Raw genomic sequence first — 17,666 nt, 5'->3', positions numbered from 1 at the left:
TTTTAGGGTGAAAACTGAGTGATGATTTTGAGTGAATTACTATTTTTCACTCTCAGCTCCTTGAATATTGTAATGTTTTTTTCGTCAAGGTATTTTGTCATTTTATAATTCCATCTCTTGAAACCCTATATATACTGGCAAACCAACTTCTTGTATCGAAATCAAACCTCACTCCTCCCCACACCTCAGCTAAGCCTGGGAATCAATCCTAAACCTGATGTTGTGGTTAAGGTCGTGTGTCATTAAATTTTCACAGGCTGGATGTCGGTGACTTTACAGTCGGCTGGAGTGGAATAGGCTTAGCTGTTCAGGGATACATATAAAAAAGCCTCCCGAACAGGAGGCTTTAGAAAAAAATAAGAGGATGAAATTTATTTCTTTATAAATCTTAGGATCTTCAATGTGTTTCCGCCCTTAGCATCAACTTTTGCGAAGTACACTCCACTGGATAAGTTAGTCACATCAACAGAATGACTTTCCTGACTTGTTTTAACAAGCTTACCATTCATATCGTAAATAGTGATGTGCATGAGTTCTGTATTGGAAACTTCGAAGAATAAGTGATCTGTCGTTGGATTTGGATAAAGTTTAACCTGTATGTCTGAATCGACCTGATCTATGCTTAGTGTTGAATCCACCGTCACCTCAGCAGATTCTGTAGTTGTATTCCCTGAAGCATCTGTTGCGGTTATATTTACCACATAAACACCTGTTGCCGTAAAGGTGTCCTGATCCAAAGCAAGTGTTATCTCTCCTGCTAACGAACAGTTGTCTTCAAGCGTATCGACAAGATCACCTGGTTCTATGCTTACTGTAGCATTATCATCTAAGCTTACTGTAATATCCGCAGTGACCAGAGCAGGTGCCATAGCATCGATTACGGTGATGACCGCTGTGGCTGTTGCCTGATTGCCTGAGCCATCGGTCGCAGTTAAGGTTACGGTGTTTTCACCTAAAGCAGAACAGTCAAAACTGTTGACATCCAGGCTTAAATTATCAATACCACACTTGTCTGAGGATCCGTTGTCCACTTGTGCAGCAGTAATGCTGGCAGCACCAAACTCATCTAGGTCTACTGTAAGGTTTTGAGCTACCGCTGTAGGCAGACTATTATCTACAACAGTTACTGTTGCCGTGGCTGTAGCCTGATTGCCTGAGGCATCAGTCGCAGTTAAGGTTACTGTGTTTTCCCCAAGATTAGAACAATCGAAAGTAGTTATATCTAAAGCTAGCGTATCCACACCACAGTTGTCTGCAGACCCATTATCGACCTGAGCAGCAGTGATGGTAGCTTCACCGTTGGCATTTAGCTCAACAGTTAAGTCCTGAGTGACCATAGCAGGAGATAAATTATCTAAAACAGTCAAGATCGCTGTGTTTTGAGATTGATTGCCTGAAGCATCGGTAACAGTAACGGTAACCTCGTTTAGTCCTAAAGCACCACAGCTCAAGATCTCAACTAAATTTGTGCTAAAAGTGACCTCTCCACAGTTATCAAAACTTCCATTATCAAAAGCTGAAGCCTCTATACTAACCGTGCCTTCTGCATCAAGCTCCACAGAAACATCCTGTAAGACTATTGTTGGAGCTATATTATCTATTACGGTCACTATTGCTGTTGCTGAAGAAGAGTTACCACTTCCATCAGTTACTGTTAAGGTTACTGTTTTTTCACCTAAGTTAGAACAGTCAAAAGTTGTAGCATCAAGGCTGGTTGTTAACAAGCAATTATTGGTTGCCCCTAAATCACCTGAAACTAGTATAGCTGAAACCTCTGCAGGTGTGCTTGTTGAGCTAAAAAAACTACCTGCCTGACTTAGGTACCTGCCATTTAATTGAAATCTTAAGTTGTATGGCTTACTGAAGTCAATCAATTCTCCAGCAGCAACATTTTCTTGTTCAATAATTAATCGTGTTCGATTTGCAAAAGGTCCCGAAGGAGAATGTCCTCCCCAGGTAATGCGACCATCAGAGGTTCTGAAAAAAATGGATTCACCGGATGGTCGACTTCCAGTACTTAATGTAGATCTGGCATGCACCAGGTCACCACTACGCACTTTAGAGTCAATGGTAGTAATAGGAACTAATTCCATTGGAACCCCTCCGGATGAGGCACTCACTAAACCGGCACTAAAGTCTACACGACCCATTCCGGCGCCTTCAATTAATATCTCGGCATTTCCGTAGGTCATCCCCTCAATACAGTAACCAGAAATACTGCTACAATTATCTGAAGTGCCATTATCAATTTGATCTGCTGTAATGCTTGTTTCTCCGTTGGTATCCAATTCAACTGTGATATCCTGAGTGACTACAGCAGGTGATAAAATATCAACTACAGTGACTACAGCCGTAGCAGAAGCTTGGTTTCCTGAAGCATCAGTTACCGTTAAGGTTACCGTATTTTCTCCAATATTTGAACAATCGAATGAAGTGACATCTAAAGCTAGTGTATCTACACCACAGTTGTCTGTAGACCCATTATCGACCTCAACAGCAGTAGCAGATGCTTCGCCGTTAGCATCAAGTTCCACTGTAATGTTTTGAGTTATAACGCTTGGTAAAACATTATCTAACTCATAAAGCGCTCCATATACCCCACTTGAACCATCTTCTAGGACAAAATAAAGTTTGCAATTAAAAACTTCCATGTCATAATCTCTAGCCATTTCCAAAGACCCAGGCAGGTTTATTTGTGTTAAAGAAGTTCCATCATATTTATGAAGAGCACCCCTTATACCACTAGAACCATCTTCTAAGACTAAATTAAGATTATTGTTGTACACTTCTAGGTCGTAATCTCGAGCCATTGTCAGAGATCCAGGCAGGTTTATTTGTGTAAAAGTAGTTCCATCATATTTATGAAGAGCGCCTCTTATACCACTAAAACCATCTTCTAAGACCAAATAAAGATCGTTGTTGTACACTTCTTGTTCGTAATCTCGGGCCATTTCAAGAGATCCAGGCAGGTTAATTTGTGTAAAAGTAGTTCCATCATATTTATGAAGTGCACCCCTTATACCACTAAAACCATCCTCCAGGACTACATATAAATCATTATCATACATGATCATGTTATAACTTTCAGCCATTCTCAAAGAGCCTGGTAATACTATTTGAGTGAAAGATGTACCATCATACTTATATAATGCCCCATATATTCCACTAGAACCATCTTCCAAGACTAAATAAAGATCGTTGTTGTACACTTCCATGTCGTAATCTCGAGCCATTGTCAGAGATCCAGGCAGGTTTATTTGTGTAAAAGTAGTTCCATCATATTTATGAAGTGCACCTCTTATACCACTAAAACCATCTTCTAAAACAGTATACAATTCACTTCCATAAACTTCCATGTCGTGATCTTGAGCCATTCTTAATGATCCCGGTAATGTTATCTCTGTAATATCGACTCCATCATTTTTATAAAGAGCACCATAAACACCGATAGAGCCGTCCTCCAAAACGATATATTGCTCATTTTCATACACCTCACTATCATAACCCATTGCCATTCTGTAAGATGCGGGTAAAACTGTTTGGTTGGCTACAGATTGAGCAATTACGTTGCCAATTAGCGCAAAACATATTAGTATAGAACTGAGTAATAGTTTTTTCATGAAAAATAATTTAAGTGAATTAGGAGTTTTTTAAAAATTAAGGCAGTTTACTTTTCGAAGATATTTCAAATAAGAATCTATATTTTATTGTATTCTCTGCTTAATGCCAAGGACAACAAAGGATTAAAATCATTTTTATAGGTGCTGATGCTCTGTCCTAGAAATTTTTTGAAATCTTTTTCGAAATGCGAATGGTCATAGTAATTGTATCTTTCAATTAAATCTTCAAACTTTGTGTACTCCCCCTTTTCCAATTCCCGAATAATAAAATTGAACCTGACCAGGCGGATAAAGCGATACGGAGATGAGCCCACTTCTCTGCTAAACATACGTTCTATACTGCGTTCTCCATAAGGAAATTTTTCACTTAATTCCGATACCGAAAGCAATCCCTTACGACTGTAGATATAATTAACCATCACGGTTGAATCCAAATCGCAGTTCCAGGCGCTGTAAAATTTATATAAATGCTTATCCAGTGTCTGTGTGATAGCTTCTACAGTTTTGTTTTCGTAGATTTCATAGTAAAGCCTGTCTAAGATGGAAGCATCCACATAATCGTATAAATCAATCAGTTTATTTCTACTTTTTTTTGCGATGAGTCTGGTGATGTTATGCAAGCTATGATTGGGTAATTCAACTGAAATCCAGCTACTGTTTTTATAAGCTTTTACATTAAAAAAGTCACCAGTTCCTTTCACAAAAATTTTAGGTATTTCTATTAGGTTATTTTTATAATCATAAGCTTCAAAATCACCAAAACGAAACATGATGTAACTGTAACCATAATCATTTATGCATTGTAAAGGCATATCTGCTGAATAATCAATTCTAACAATATCTTTAATGAAAGAATGATTAAAATTCAAACTGTTAATAAATTTCATTAATTAACTTTTGAAAGCTAAAATAATCTTAATGGACTTTATAAACCTGTAAAATACCGACAAATAGAGAAAAGGTCTTTTATCTCTTCTTATCTCCTGTTATGAGTTTTTGAGCTTTGTTTTTTGTCTGAAGTTCATTGGTTTTGACGCTTAAAAGGCTTTTTATGACATTGAAAGACAAGGACTGACTTTATTGGCCAGTCTTTGTATTAAAGAATAATCTCAATTAAACGCATCCAAACATCCCCTCTGAGGTTGCTGAAAGTGCATTCATTACTGATGTATCGTGGTGGGGGAAGGCGTTGTTTCCGGATTATATGACATCAAGGAGATGGCCCTGAATGAATTAACGAGGCTTCAAACAGGATTAGTTAATCATTCTAATCTATTTAAAAGGAACAAAAAAATTAATCCCTATCCTTTCTGACCGATCAAACCCCATCTCCAATTTGACTTTTAGAAGTAAAAAAAGGGGTTGCATAAAATTAATACCGTTCACATGTTTTCCCAACATAAAATATATGTAAGTTAGTTGACAACTTTAAAAATTAAATACATGGCAAAGGTTTTAGCATTAGCACTATTGATTTTTATAGGAGCTACTTTTCTTTTTTGGAAAGCACTTCATGTTTATTATAAAAATGAATTCGGTAAAAAGACGTGGAAACTTGGGGGAGGTCGCGTTTACTTCTGGCAAAGTGCACTTTTTGTTGGCACAGCAACAACATTTTTGACCATGTATATCCTAAAATGGACCCATGTTCTTACTTTTTAAACTTCTCAAGACCTGATTAATAAGGAACTAGTCATATCATCTAGTTTGGATAAAACCAGGATAACTTACAAATGAGCATCATATTTCAGGTATTGAATCACCTGAAGTATGTACAGACCATTATAGACCTAGATTTACTGTGACTATAGCTTTAGAGTGAAGTTAGTTGAATCCATTTGATTTCAAAGTATATCCACTCGACAAATCAACAAATGAGCCGGATATGTAAATTGAAAACTCTCACCATCACAGGCTGGCGAATCATAAGATCTTTAGCTTAATTCTTCGCTCATATCCTTAATTATAACTGCTGTTTCCGATTTCAGTTTCCTGAAGATCTTTTGTATCTCTTCCATTGCATCTTCACTTTGGCTCATTTCTCCTATTCTTTTTAGTAGAAGTACGTTTTTATAGCCTATGACCCCGTAGCTAGACTTTAGTTTATGACTTGTTTGGTAGATCGTTTTATAATCTTTATTGGTAATGCCCTTCTGTATTTCCAGTAAGTCAACAGGAGTTTGTGTCATAAAGGTATCTGACATCTCTTCTATGAATTCTTTATTACCAGAGGCTAGCAATTCCAATTGCTTTAAATCATATAACTTATCAGGGGTTTGCTCATCCACTCCGCTTGTCAAATTAGTTAAGTTGTTTTTGCCGCTCAGTGCCATCTGAATCTTATTGCTAAGGTCACCAAGTTTGAAAGGCTTAGCCAAAAAATCATCCATACCATATTCAATACATTTAGTTTTACCCTGACTTAAAGAATGGGCTGACATTGCAATTATAGGGGCATCTAATTTTAACTCTTTTCTGATCTTAGAGGTAGCCTGAAAACCATCCATTTCCGGCATTCGCAAATCCATTAAAATCAAATCTACCTGATTGTTGTTATTTCTCAGCCACTCCACACCTTCTACTCCATTGGAAACAGTAATTAATTCATGACCTAAATCTGAAAGTACTTTTTGCGCTAACTTCTGATTTAAGGGATTATCTTCAAACAATAAGATCCTGGCAGGGATAAACTTATGTTCTGGGATTTCTTTCTGCTTGGCTTCTTCTAATTCACGTTCTATTTTAAAAGGAATAGAAACCGTGAAGACTGAGCCTTCACCTACTTTACTCTCCAATGACAAAGAGCCATTGAACTTATCCACCAACAGTTTGACAATATTAAGGCCAAGACCTGTACCGCCAAATTTATGTGAAGTGGCAGCATCAGCCTGAGTAAAGCGTTCGAATACCAGTTGCTGCTTATCTTCTGGAATACCGATGCCACTGTCCTGCACTTTTATCGTTAAAGTACAATTGTCATCATCCAACAAGTCAGCGGAGGCCGAAACTTTGACAAACCCATCCTGTGTAAATTTTATGGCATTATTTATTAAGTTAGTGGTGATTTGACTTAATCTAAATACATCTCCCAAAACCAGTTCAGGCACAGTATCATCTATTTCTTTTTCAAGTTTGATGTTTTTTTCTGTGGCTTTTTCGCTCTGCATTTCACACACAGCCTTTAGTGCTTTAGCGGGGCTAAATGGTTTTTTTTCTAATAAGAACTGACCAGATTCAATTTTAGATAAATCCAGAATATCATTGATGATACTCAGCAGATTTTCTCCAGCGTTTGAAATGGTATCAATAAGGTCTATCTGAGAATCATTAAGCTTTTCCTTCTTAAGGATATCTGAAAATCCAATGATTGCATTTAAAGGCGTTCGGATTTCGTGGCTCATGTTGGACAAAAAATTATCCTTGGCCACGACAGCTCTTTCTGCTTCTCGTTTTGCCTTGTTCAAGGCTTTATGCAATTGTTCATTTTCCAACTCTTTACTATCCAGCTTTTTCTTTGTCTCCTGGATTTTTTCCACAAGCTGGCTTTCCTCCTTTTCTTCCAGATTGATATTTAGCCTATTTATTTCCAGTTGTGCCATTATCTGCTTGGCTATAATTCTTAAAGCCTCTTTTTGATGACTACTCAACTGGCCCGGTTTTGTATCAATGACACATAAAGTGCCAATATTGAGTCCTTCTGATGTACTTAATGGTGTCCCTGCATAAAACCGGAAATTAGGACTTTCTTTTACAAATGGGTTAAACCTGAAGATCTCGTTTTCTGATAAATTCTCCACCTCTAAAATATCATCCTGCAGAATCGTATATTGGCAAAAGCTATCCGCTCGTGATCGCGAATTATCCGGCATACCTACGGAAGATTTGTCATACTGCAACTCTTCATCAATAAACGTGATTAAACCAATAGGCGTTTTACAAATACGGCTGGCAAGTTCTACCAGTTCATCTAAGTTCTTTTCCTGTTCTGGCTTAATGATGTTATGGGACTCGAGCGCTTTAAGACGATCTGCTTCGTTTGAGGGAAATGAGGCTTTTGGAAAAAATTTCATATCTGAAATTATAATTTACTGTAGTTTTCTATAAATTAAATTTTTGTCATCAAAACCTGTTTCAACAGTGGTTTATTGTGGAAAGGTTTCCATTTGTTTTATTGATGAGTTCTTTAAACATCTTTGCCGATGGTCTTATAATTTAGTTAGTTTATGCACTAATGACAGGAATTAAAAACAAGTGAAATAGCTTTTTAAAGGTCAATTGACTAAATGATTTAATTCTGTACAAGTGATTTAAGGTTCCAGTATATAGTTCTTAAATATAAATAAAAAACTGAAATTGATTTCATCAAAATCACTTTATAATTTCACGACTTTCCTTTCATAAGGCAGCATCACACTCAATTATCCGGGTCATATAAATACCAATACAGTGGAGCCAACATACCAATTATAAAATTTCAAGTCTGTTTTATCTACAATTCGAAGACATCACTGAAAAGTATCAATCAAATCTAAAGCGCCAATTTCAATGTAAATACGAGTCAGATTCAAAACAACCAGCTTAATTTAAAACGCTTAATACCAACATATAACGGCCTGTACCGATTAGCTAAGGCCGGACAGGCCATTCGTCAGCTTTCGCTCTGCTTATCAACAGTATCGAAAAAAATGCTGCCTAAAAGATACTGAATATAAACTTCACTGTTTATTTCAATAGGCGTTTGACTCTTAGAAGCAATTCATTTGGAGAGAATGGTTTACTTATAAAGTCATCTACTTCAAACTCAAAAGCTTTTTCAACCGTTGACTCTTCATCTCCCAGAGCAGACAGAACCACTACCGGGGTTTGTGAAGAAACTGATTTGATGTGGTGAGCAACTTCTAATCCAGATTTGAAAGGCAACAAGATATCCACAAGGACTAAATCTGGCTTTGTCTGATCAAACTTTTTTATGGCCTCAATCCCATCTTTGGCAATTACAATTTCAAAATTATTCTTTTCCAGGATGAAACGTATAAGCTTTAAAGTTAAATCGTTGTCATCAATAATTAAAATTTTTGGTTTCATATCTAATATATTTCTATTTCGTCAATCATAAACATGGCTTTTTTATTTTTTCGTTTTCGCCAAGGAGGTAAGTCTTTTCTATTAATAATTTCCAGTACTAAATCATTAAAATTATTTGAATCCTGAACACTCAAAGTTTTAGAACTAATTTCAATCGTTTTGTTTTCAGTAAGTTCTGGAAAATTTAAAGTCTCAATTTTAATTTTTTGTCCGTCTTTTATTCCAGAAAGCCTGATGCTCTGAGGAGTAAAGATCCAATGTCTTTGATTTTCCAAAAAATTCAATCTGATATATTTTACCTGAAGGCCTTCCACATCAATCTGAATTTCTGCATCATTACCATACCAGCCTAACCAATTGATATTAAAATCTTTGTAAGCCCGGACACCGTCAACTAAACCATAAGCGCCTTTACCATCATACACTTCACTAGGCTGAGTCAATAATTTAATATCTACTTTTAAAGCTTTAGGACTGATATTGGCGTAGTTAACTATCTCTGTCCAGCGTTGATAATAGTCATCTGGACTCAATCCCATTTCAGAAATTTCATACACTCCCTTTTCATTCAAGTAATTTTTAAAATCTTTGACTCTTTTAGTTAGGTTTGGGCGAATCGTATATGTTTCTTCGGGAGATTCCTTAACAAACATACCGTGCTGGTCTTTTCCAAAATATTTTGACTGCTGAAAATAGGTGTATTCCAGAGAAAGGCGTAAGTCCTTTATTCGCTTGCTCATCTTCTTATCTTCGCTGACGGCAGCTTCAGCATTGAGGATAATTTGATTGTATTCAGACATATTTTCCGGACTCAGAAAGGTTTTAATCTGCCTGACCGGATTGTCGTAAATATCCAGATATGAATTAGAGTTCATTTGATTTGATGTGAGCCGATTAAAATAGTTCAAGACATGTACCGCTGCGTTTCCATAGTACATGTCTATAAAATTTTTGATTTCTACATCCAGATTTATTTCAGTATTCTGCATCAAATTGGCAAGAATATATTGTCTCAGTTCATAAAAGTGAGAAGGAATATCCGCAGAACCTTGACTAAAAACACCTTTAACTCCAGCAGATTTCAGATAGTCATAGTTTTTCTGAAAGGTGTGAATATTTGGGAAAGCTGAAAAGTAATCTGAAAACTGTACCGTATAGTCCCAGAACAATAGGTTTTCTGTCGTCTTACTCCAGTTTTTCAGAGTCGTTCTCATACCTGCACTCCTCGAATCTTCGGCAAAACTTCTGCCACGGTTTACACTGATTGGGCAGTACATCATGTAAAGATTGTGAACAAGGTGCAGATTTTCGGGAGGTTGTGAAGTGTGTAAATAGGCTAAAGACAACAAGTTATTTGCAGGAAATTCTTTAGCCAGATCGTTGATGAATACATAATGTGCACCGCGTTCTTCACCATATTCAAGATTCAGTTGTTCACATTTTTGACATTGACAATAAACGGTATCATCGTTTTGACTTACTGAAAAAAACTCAGCATTTGGATTTTGTTTAATGATTTTATTCAGTTCTTTTTTAAAGATTGCTTTAGTTTTCCGGTTGGTGTAGCAAATGGAACTTGGATTTCTTTCGCCCTCATATAAGGCGAAAAGCTCAGGCTGTTTTTCAAAATATTCAGCTGGCGGCATTAGCTTATCAAAAGTGTGCCCCCACAAATTAAAATCACTTTTTATGTGATTTAACTGATACCAGTTGCTGAACTTTTCATCGAAATTTCCCGGATAATATAAATACCGGTAAATAAAATCAGGTTCAGATTTTTTATGGTAAAAAGCAGGAAAGCTGAGTTTTTGATCAGACTTTAAAAACCAATCGTTCTCGGTCATTTTAATAATTCCTATTTCTTCCAGAAAAAAAGCTATACCACGTTGTAAGGCTTTCTGACTTCCGCCACTTATCCTTATATTATCCTGATCCGAATAAATTTCAAAAGTAATCTCATTCAAAGTTTTGGAGTTGATTGATAAAAGAATTTGGTGATTCTTTTCTACTGCAGAAACCTCAATAGTTTGACCCAGGACTTCTGAAAAATAATGATTTAGATCATCTGACGCTTGTTTAGTAGCTTCAGTATGAAACAAACTGAGTTGAAATTCGTCAGCTTCAAAAATCAAAATATTTTGTGAATATAAAGTCAGACTCATATTTAAAATCAGAGATAGTATAAATATTCGTTTCTGCATTTAGTTTAACTTATATTGAAAGCTTACAAATAATTCATATTCATTTTGAAAACGGTTTGGTAAATACTCCTGATTATTGAAACCAGCCTGAATACCGACTAAATATTTCTGATTTATCATTCTGAAATACCCCAAATTGATGCGATAGGATTCCGTAGAAACACGGCGTTGAAATTGACCTAAAACAGAACGTTCATCCGGGTTTGTTCCATAGCTCAGGTTGAGAGCCAAGTAATCGAATCTTGTGTCTATATAATAACGTGTGATCAGCGTAAAAGCCGGATAATATTTATTTTCGTCTTCAGTCATTAAAAACGATCTTAAGTAAATCCAGTAAGAGCCTATGTATTTATTAATGCCTAATGCAGCCGTATAAAATTCACGATCATCAAAGGTTTGATCATATCGTGCACCGATATCTCCACCCCACCCTTTATTAAAATACATAAAATGCGAAAGTCTTAATCGCCAAGTTGGAAATACCTCATCACTACTATAGGAGCCACCGACGAAACTGTAACTATTCTTGCCTGTAAAGAAAAAAGACTCCAGTTCGTATTGCAAACCATCTCTATCATCCCCCCCTGCTGTAAGCCGATTTGCATAATTTACGCGACCAATGAGAGAGCCCCATTTTCTTTGGTGTATATATTGAAAGTTCAATAAATGCCAGGGGCCAAAGTTTTCTCTGTCAAAGGTAGTAAAACTGTAATTTACCCCAGCAATATCAAAATTGAACCGGAGTTCAAGATTAACCCTGCGTCCCTCCAAATCTTTATTATCGGGAAACCTTGGCTGAATTTCCTTAATGTATGTGTATTCCCCTTTCAAGTCTCCTAAGGGCTGGAATGTGGAAAGCTTTTTGTAATAAAAATTGTCCTCGTCGGGATGATATTCAATCCCCATTTCACTTACCTCTTTAGCTCTTTTATAATTTTCTGCCTGAAATTCTAAATTGAACAAGTAGTAAAATGCGGTTTTATAATCTTTATTTTGATTTATAACGATCTCGTAATTCAAGCGGGCCTTGTCGATTTCACCAGTCATTTCCTGAGCTCTTCCTAAAACCAAATTGTAGTCAAGATAATCGGGAGCGATTTTTAGAGCTTTCTGTGCATTGATTTTCACCTGTTCATATTCTTTTTCTTTCAACAGATCGATGGTTTCATAAAGAAGTGAATCGACATTGATTTCTTGTCCAAAAACATTGGTTTGACCTATTATCCCACTAATTAAAACAAACCATAAAATTTTAAATTTAAATATATTTTTCACGCTATTATGAATTTAAATATCTCATTTCAAACCCTTTTCGTTTCATATCACCCCACTTTGGCTGTTTTTTTGTTAAAAACAACCAATACCCTCTCAGAAAAGCAAACGTATTTATTGGATGATACAGGACAGGTTCTATCATAGACATGGTTATTAAAATTAGAATTTCTTTTAAATTGTTATAGTTCTTGAATATGAATTCATCTATTAGAATAGAAATCAGAGTAATTACTTGATAAAAGAGATAAACGATTAATAATAGGTACAGTATAAAATCGAGGTTCACATCTAAAAAAACTAAAGTCAAAATAAATACGATCACCCCCAAAAGTTCAATAATTGGCACTAGTAATTCAAAAAAAACAAAATATGGAAACGCCAGCATTCCTGTGATTCCGTATTCTGGATTGAAAAAGATTTTCCTGTGAATTTTTATAGTTTGTATTAAGCCTCTGCCCCATCGTGATCGTTGAGTCATAAACAAACCTAGAGTGTCAGGTACCTGTGTCCAACATAGTGGTTCGTCGATATACCTTATTGAAAAGGCTTCTTTTTTTTCATGCATTAGCTTTCTCATTCTTATGATCAGATCAAAATCTTCTGCAAATGAATGATGGTAATAACCGCCAGCTTCAAAAAAAGCTTCCTTTTCAAACATGCCTAAACCTCCAGAAACCAAAAGAAGAGCATTCATTCGGCTCCAAGCCATTCTGCCAAATAAAAAGGAACGCACATACTCCAATTCCTGAAATCTTGGAAACATCTCTTTTGGAAATCTCACTTCTTCTATAGTCCCTTCTTTGACTTTACAACTGTTGGAAATTCTAATTCCTGCACCAGTAGCAATGACACGTTTTTTTTCGGTCATAAAAGGAAGAACGAGTTTTGAAATGGTATCATTCTTCAATATACAATCCATGTCGGTACAAATAAAAAGAGGATAACGGGATGAATTCACACCTGCATTTGAGGCGTCTGCTTTGGAACCCCCGTTAAATTTGTCTACAACTAAAAGTTTATCAAAAACAGGGTTTGTAGATTTATAGTGTCCTCGGACACTTTTGGTTTTGATTTTCTCATCGTAGTAAAAGTCTACTTTTTTCAAATCAAAATTTAGGATAAGTTTTTCCAGAGTATCGTCATTACTGCCATCGTTAACAACCACAACTTCAAATTTTGGATATTGTAAGGAAAGAAAAGATTTAAGATTATCTACGATAACTTCACCTTCATTGTAAGCAGGTACAACTACGGAAACACCAGGCACCTGATTGGATTTCAGCATTAAATCTTTAGGCAAATCGTATTTTGACCTAAAATTTTTAACGATAGCTAAATAAGAAGAAACGCCTAATATTAAAAAAAACAAGACATAAGTAAGCATGAATACTGCTATGAAGTTTTCAAACCAAGTCATAAAGTCAGAGAAATATTCTATCATATCATTGGATTTTGGTTAATATGCTTTGTTAAGTTATTTACCCTGCGGTCGTTGAGTTCCATAAGAGATAAGGATTTAGGATCTATGGATTTGATAGCCTTTGCAATTCCGAGTTCATTATGATGACTTCTCAATAGAAGGGGTTTAAGAAAATCCAGGTGACTTTTATTCCCTATTTTACCTAGACTTAAGACGATTTGAGTTTTATTTGTTTTGGTTTCTTCATCATAACGCGAAATCATTTCATCTGCATTATCTACAAGAAAGAGATCGCCCAGAGCCTTATAAGCCAGTTCTCTTACAGCAGGATTTTTGTGATAGATACATTTTGAAATTATATGCTCCAGGTCTGAAGCATTGTAATACACTGCCAAACGGAGACCAACTTTTACTATAAAATCGTTTTTTGAAAACAAGAAATCTTTGAGTAATTCTGGACGTTTAAGTTTTTTTATTTTACAGATTTCAAGTATTTCAATTTCTTTTGCAAACGAGAGTTCGTGTTTTATTCGAGTTAAGAAAGAAATATCTTTTTCCGCTAATAAGATATAAGCTATTAGTGCATTTGCACTTAATTGCAGATTTTTGTGAGATATGTAGCGCTTGATTTCTTTTGCCGCAGGCCGATAATTCATCATTTGCATTTGATAAATTCCTTTTTTCTTATAATATATAAAGAAGCTTTTTAAAAATCTGTAGCTGTGTTTATGCAGCTTAAAAGCAACAAACACTTTATGAAATTTCTTTTCATCTACGCCTTTTAGGCTGTTTTCTGATTCTATCAGTGATTTAATCAAAAACTCTCTAAACCGGTAGGTATTCAAGTAAACTTCACTTTTAAATTTTTCTATTTCAACACTCAATCCAGTTTCTGAAAATTCACCTAAAAGGATTTCAGGCAAAAAGGCATTAATTTTTCTTTCTAACTTTTTATTTAAAATATTAATACCTGAAATGGTAAATCTGTTTAAAAATAAAAGGGCGATTACACTTATGAATGTGACTAATAATATTGGTATGAGATAAGGAATCAATACCGTTTCAATTAAAGTATTTTTGTCCATAGAATTAGGAGTTATTTATTTAGGTTCATTTCTACATTCAAATTCTCAATAATCTCAGCTGTTTCCGATTTCAGTTTCTTAAAGACACTTTGTATTTCTTCCATTGCATTTTCACTTTTGCACATTTCTTCCATTTTTCTCAAAAGAAGTATATTTTTATAACCGATGATATCATAACTAGATCTTAGCTTATGGCTTGCTTGATAGATCGCTTCATAATCTTCATTGTGAATGCCGTTTTGTATTTTATCTAATTCATTAGGTGTTTCATTTATAAAGACATCTGACATTTCTTTTACAAATTCTTTACTTCCAGAAGCCAGAAATTCTAATTCTTTCAAATCATATAGCTTATCAGTGGTTTGTTCAACCCAACCACATGATGGACTCGTTAAGCCTTTTTTCCCTTTCAGTGCTGTCTGAATTTTATTGCTAAGATCATCGAGTTTGAATGGCTTCGCCAGGAAATCATTCATACCATATTCGATACATTTGGCCTTCTCATGACTCAAAGAATGGGCGGTCATAGCAATTACAGGGATGTCTAATTTTAATTCTTTTCTGATAATGGAAGTGGCCTCAAAGCCGTCCATCCTTGGCATCTGAAGATCCATTAAAATCAAGTCTATTCCGTTGTTGTTTATTAGCCATTCGACCCCTTCTACGCCATTTGAAACAATAACCAATTCATGACCTAACTCAGAAATAATTTTTTGACCTAACTTCTGATTTAACGGGTTATCTTCAAACATCAGAATCTTACCACGGATGCACTCATGTTTTATAATTGCATCCTTCTCTTCTTTTTGCACATCGTGCTCAATTTTAAAAGGAATAGAAACCGTAAAGACTGAGCCCTCGCCTACTTTACTCTCCAAAGACAAAGAGCCATTGAAATTATCAACTAATAATTTGACAATGTTAAGACCAAGGCCTGTACCTCCAAATTTCCTAGTAGTATTCGTATCGGCCTGGGTAAAGCGTTCAAATATCATTTTTTGTTTATCCTCTGGAATACCAATACCAGTGTCCTGTACTTTTATTATCAGAGTGCAATTGTCATCGTCCAGTAAATCAGCAGAGATAGAAACTTTTACAAAACCATCGTATGTAAATTTTATAGCGTTATTTACTAAGTTGATGATGATTTGACTCAACCTAAATTTATCTCCCGTAACCAATTCGGGTACCGAATCATCAATTTCATTTTCAAGTTTGATGTTTTTTTCTGAAGCTTTTTCGCTCTGCATTTTATGCACTGCTTTTAGTACTTTGGCTGGGCTAAACGGGCTATTTTCTAATGAGAACTTACCAGATTCAATTTTTGACAAATCCAGAATATCATTAATAATACTCAACAGGTTTTCTCCCGCGTTTGAGATCGTATTTACGTAGTCGATCTGAATATCATTTAGCTTTTCTTTTTTCAGGATGTCTGAAAAACCGATAATTGCATTTAAAGGCGTACGGATTTCGTGACTCATATTGCACAAGAAGTTATCCTTGGCCACCAAAGCTTTTTCTGCTTCCAGTTTTGCCGTCACTAAGTCTTCTTGATATTTTACTTCGTCTGTAATATCCTCCGCAATTTTTAAAATAAACGTCAAGTTATCTTGTTTATCAAAAACCGGGAAGAAGCTAGCTTCAATCCATTTATCCTTACCGCTTTTAGTCTTGGTTTTGAATTTTCCCTGCTGATAAACTCCTTGCTTTGAATTTTCCAAGCATTTCTTAAAAGTTTGCTGCATTTCAGAGTCATGGACTAGGATTTCACAGTCTTTATTGATCAATTCATCTGGCTCATACTCCAGCATATCGCAAAAGAGTTTACTTACCGATAATATTTCGCCAGCAAGGCCAAATTTGACAGTAGCGCTTGCTTTATCCAAAGACCTCTGAAGTTTGTTATCTTCTGGATCTTTAGCGAAAAGTTTTTTACTTGACTCTATAATTTGTCCTCGCTTTGCTTGTCTAACCGCTGAGTTTGGTTGACAAATTGCATTGAACCTTACAGCAGGTTGAGAATTATCAATTTGCAATAATTCTATCCTGATACCGTAGAAACCAATTTCATTTGACGTATGATCATTTAACCAGTCTAATGCTTTTTTATGTTCGTCTGTAAACGTTGATGCAATCCATATTACTGCAGAAGCATCAATTACGGAAGCGTAAGTAATAAATTTACCTAAATGATCGTAGTCGGTTTTTTCGAATTGATTTACAATGACTACAGGTTTACCTGTTTCTTCATCATGAGCTAAAATGTTAACAGAAAATGGTCCCAGAGGAATTTCTTTTGCTTCAAACTCAAGTTCAAGTCCAACAGCACTTCCAATATCTTCTAAATTATCAGAAAGCCAAGATGTGAAATCACTATACTCGTTATTCCAAATTTCTCTTAATTGAATAGTTCTAATTTTTCCTAACATTATTCGATTATTTCAAATTAACTGTAACCTTCTACAAATGAATTGTTTAACCGAATTTAAAAATTTAAAATATAAGGCTATTTTATTTATTGTGAATTTTTAACAGATCTTGCTAAAAATGTATTATTTTTCATAATAAAAAATTAAAACCCCAACTTATATTAACTTTAGATGTGTCATTAACAACTAATGAGTATCTAATATATATTTAAGATAATATCAAATTATAAGAATTAAGCTTTAAGCATAAGCGTTTAGTAACCTCCATAAGTTTCACTTATATCAGTTTAAATCCTGCTTTTAAAAATTCATATCCTTTAAATGCCGGTTTCTTTAATAGGCGTGATTTATCTCTCAATCATAACCTTAGGATCATCGTGAAGGCTTAAATGGACTAGTAAGTTAGGAATCAAAAAACTCTACATCGTTTAAGGTTTAAAAAATACAGAAGACTATATATTCAAATCATTCTACCGCATCTTCTTTAGGTTGATATAGCCTAACTTCTCAGGAGATTTCCTCTGGTACCGACTCTTAACCGTAAGGTC

10 protein-coding genes are annotated in these 17,666 nt (G+C 35.3%); 1 reads left to right on the top strand and 9 read right to left on the bottom strand.

Annotated elements, in window-relative coordinates:
- Positions 1 to 371 precede the first annotated feature (371 nt).
- Together ACFQ0R_RS00845 and ACFQ0R_RS00840 are read right to left on the bottom strand one after the other, a co-directional pair.
- Positions 372 to 3,620, bottom strand: coding sequence for a T9SS type A sorting domain-containing protein (locus tag ACFQ0R_RS00845; RefSeq protein WP_379656475.1), 3,249 nt, complete (start codon positions 3,618 to 3,620; stop codon positions 372 to 374).
- Between the two features lie 77 nt (positions 3,621 to 3,697).
- Positions 3,698 to 4,507: a helix-turn-helix domain-containing protein gene (locus ACFQ0R_RS00840; protein ID WP_379656474.1), complete on the bottom strand. Its 810-nt coding sequence runs from the start codon at positions 4,505 to 4,507 to the stop codon at positions 3,698 to 3,700.
- A gap of 556 nt (positions 4,508 to 5,063) precedes the next feature.
- On the opposite strand from ACFQ0R_RS00840, the gene ACFQ0R_RS00835 reads away from it, so the two are divergent.
- The gene (locus ACFQ0R_RS00835) at positions 5,064 to 5,282 is read left to right on the top strand and encodes a hypothetical protein (RefSeq protein ID WP_379656473.1); all 219 of its coding nucleotides are present in this window, start codon (positions 5,064 to 5,066) and stop codon (positions 5,280 to 5,282) included.
- A gap of 272 nt (positions 5,283 to 5,554) precedes the next feature.
- Here the strand turns inward: ACFQ0R_RS00835 and ACFQ0R_RS00830 are convergent, their stop codons facing one another.
- The 7 genes from ACFQ0R_RS00830 to ACFQ0R_RS00800 all read right to left on the bottom strand — a co-directional run bounded on the left by ACFQ0R_RS00830 (position 5,555) and on the right by ACFQ0R_RS00800 (position 17,118).
- The gene (locus ACFQ0R_RS00830) at positions 5,555 to 7,690 is read right to left on the bottom strand and encodes an ATP-binding protein (protein ID WP_379656472.1); all 2,136 of its coding nucleotides are present in this window, start codon (positions 7,688 to 7,690) and stop codon (positions 5,555 to 5,557) included.
- A gap of 652 nt (positions 7,691 to 8,342) precedes the next feature.
- Positions 8,343 to 8,705 (bottom strand): response regulator transcription factor, encoded by a 363-nt coding sequence (locus ACFQ0R_RS00825; RefSeq protein ID WP_379656471.1) that lies wholly within the window; start codon positions 8,703 to 8,705, stop codon positions 8,343 to 8,345.
- A 2-nt stretch (positions 8,706 to 8,707) separates the two neighbouring features.
- A complete protein-coding gene (locus ACFQ0R_RS00820; protein WP_379656470.1) occupies positions 8,708 to 10,867 on the bottom strand; it encodes a DUF4838 domain-containing protein in 2,160 nt (719 codons plus the stop codon).
- A gap of 39 nt (positions 10,868 to 10,906) precedes the next feature.
- Positions 10,907 to 12,181 (bottom strand): YaiO family outer membrane beta-barrel protein, encoded by a 1,275-nt coding sequence (locus ACFQ0R_RS00815; RefSeq protein ID WP_379656469.1) that lies wholly within the window; start codon positions 12,179 to 12,181, stop codon positions 10,907 to 10,909.
- A gap of 4 nt (positions 12,182 to 12,185) precedes the next feature.
- Positions 12,186 to 13,622 carry a glycosyltransferase family 2 protein gene (locus ACFQ0R_RS00810; RefSeq protein ID WP_379656468.1) on the bottom strand — a complete coding sequence of 479 codons (1,437 nt, stop codon included), beginning with the start codon at positions 13,620 to 13,622 and terminating at the stop codon, positions 12,186 to 12,188.
- Positions 13,619 to 14,686, bottom strand: coding sequence for a hypothetical protein (locus ACFQ0R_RS00805; RefSeq protein ID WP_379656467.1), 1,068 nt, complete (start codon positions 14,684 to 14,686; stop codon positions 13,619 to 13,621). The genes ACFQ0R_RS00810 and ACFQ0R_RS00805 overlap by 4 nt, the downstream gene beginning before the upstream one ends.
- Before the next feature lie 11 nt (positions 14,687 to 14,697).
- Positions 14,698 to 17,118, bottom strand: a complete 2,421-nt coding sequence (locus ACFQ0R_RS00800; RefSeq protein WP_379656466.1) for an ATP-binding protein — start codon at positions 17,116 to 17,118, stop codon at positions 14,698 to 14,700.
- Positions 17,119 to 17,666: the final 548 nt, after the last annotated feature.

The sequence above is a fragment of the Psychroflexus salinarum genome, assembly GCF_042677225.1.
Classification (GTDB): Bacteria; Bacteroidota; Bacteroidia; order Flavobacteriales; family Flavobacteriaceae; genus Psychroflexus; species Psychroflexus salinarum.
The sequence above is the reverse complement of the archived record's forward strand: the minus strand, read 5'-3'. Positions and strand labels throughout refer to the sequence as shown.

Coding starts and splice junctions, on each gene's coding strand:
- ACFQ0R_RS00845 (WP_379656475.1), bottom strand. CDS start 3,620: ATGAAAAAACTATTACTCAGTTCTATACTAATATGTTTTGCGCTAATT.
- ACFQ0R_RS00840 (WP_379656474.1), bottom strand. CDS start 4,507: ATGAAATTTATTAACAGTTTGAATTTTAATCATTCTTTCATTAAAGAT.
- ACFQ0R_RS00835 (WP_379656473.1), top strand. CDS start 5,064: ATGGCAAAGGTTTTAGCATTAGCACTATTGATTTTTATAGGAGCTACT.
- ACFQ0R_RS00830 (WP_379656472.1), bottom strand. CDS start 7,690: ATGAAATTTTTTCCAAAAGCCTCATTTCCCTCAAACGAAGCAGATCGT.
- ACFQ0R_RS00825 (WP_379656471.1), bottom strand. CDS start 8,705: ATGAAACCAAAAATTTTAATTATTGATGACAACGATTTAACTTTAAAG.
- ACFQ0R_RS00820 (WP_379656470.1), bottom strand. CDS start 10,867: ATGAGTCTGACTTTATATTCACAAAATATTTTGATTTTTGAAGCTGAC.
- ACFQ0R_RS00810 (WP_379656468.1), bottom strand. CDS start 13,622: ATGATAGAATATTTCTCTGACTTTATGACTTGGTTTGAAAACTTCATA.
- ACFQ0R_RS00805 (WP_379656467.1), bottom strand. CDS start 14,686: ATGGACAAAAATACTTTAATTGAAACGGTATTGATTCCTTATCTCATA.
- ACFQ0R_RS00800 (WP_379656466.1), bottom strand. CDS start 17,118: ATGTTAGGAAAAATTAGAACTATTCAATTAAGAGAAATTTGGAATAAC.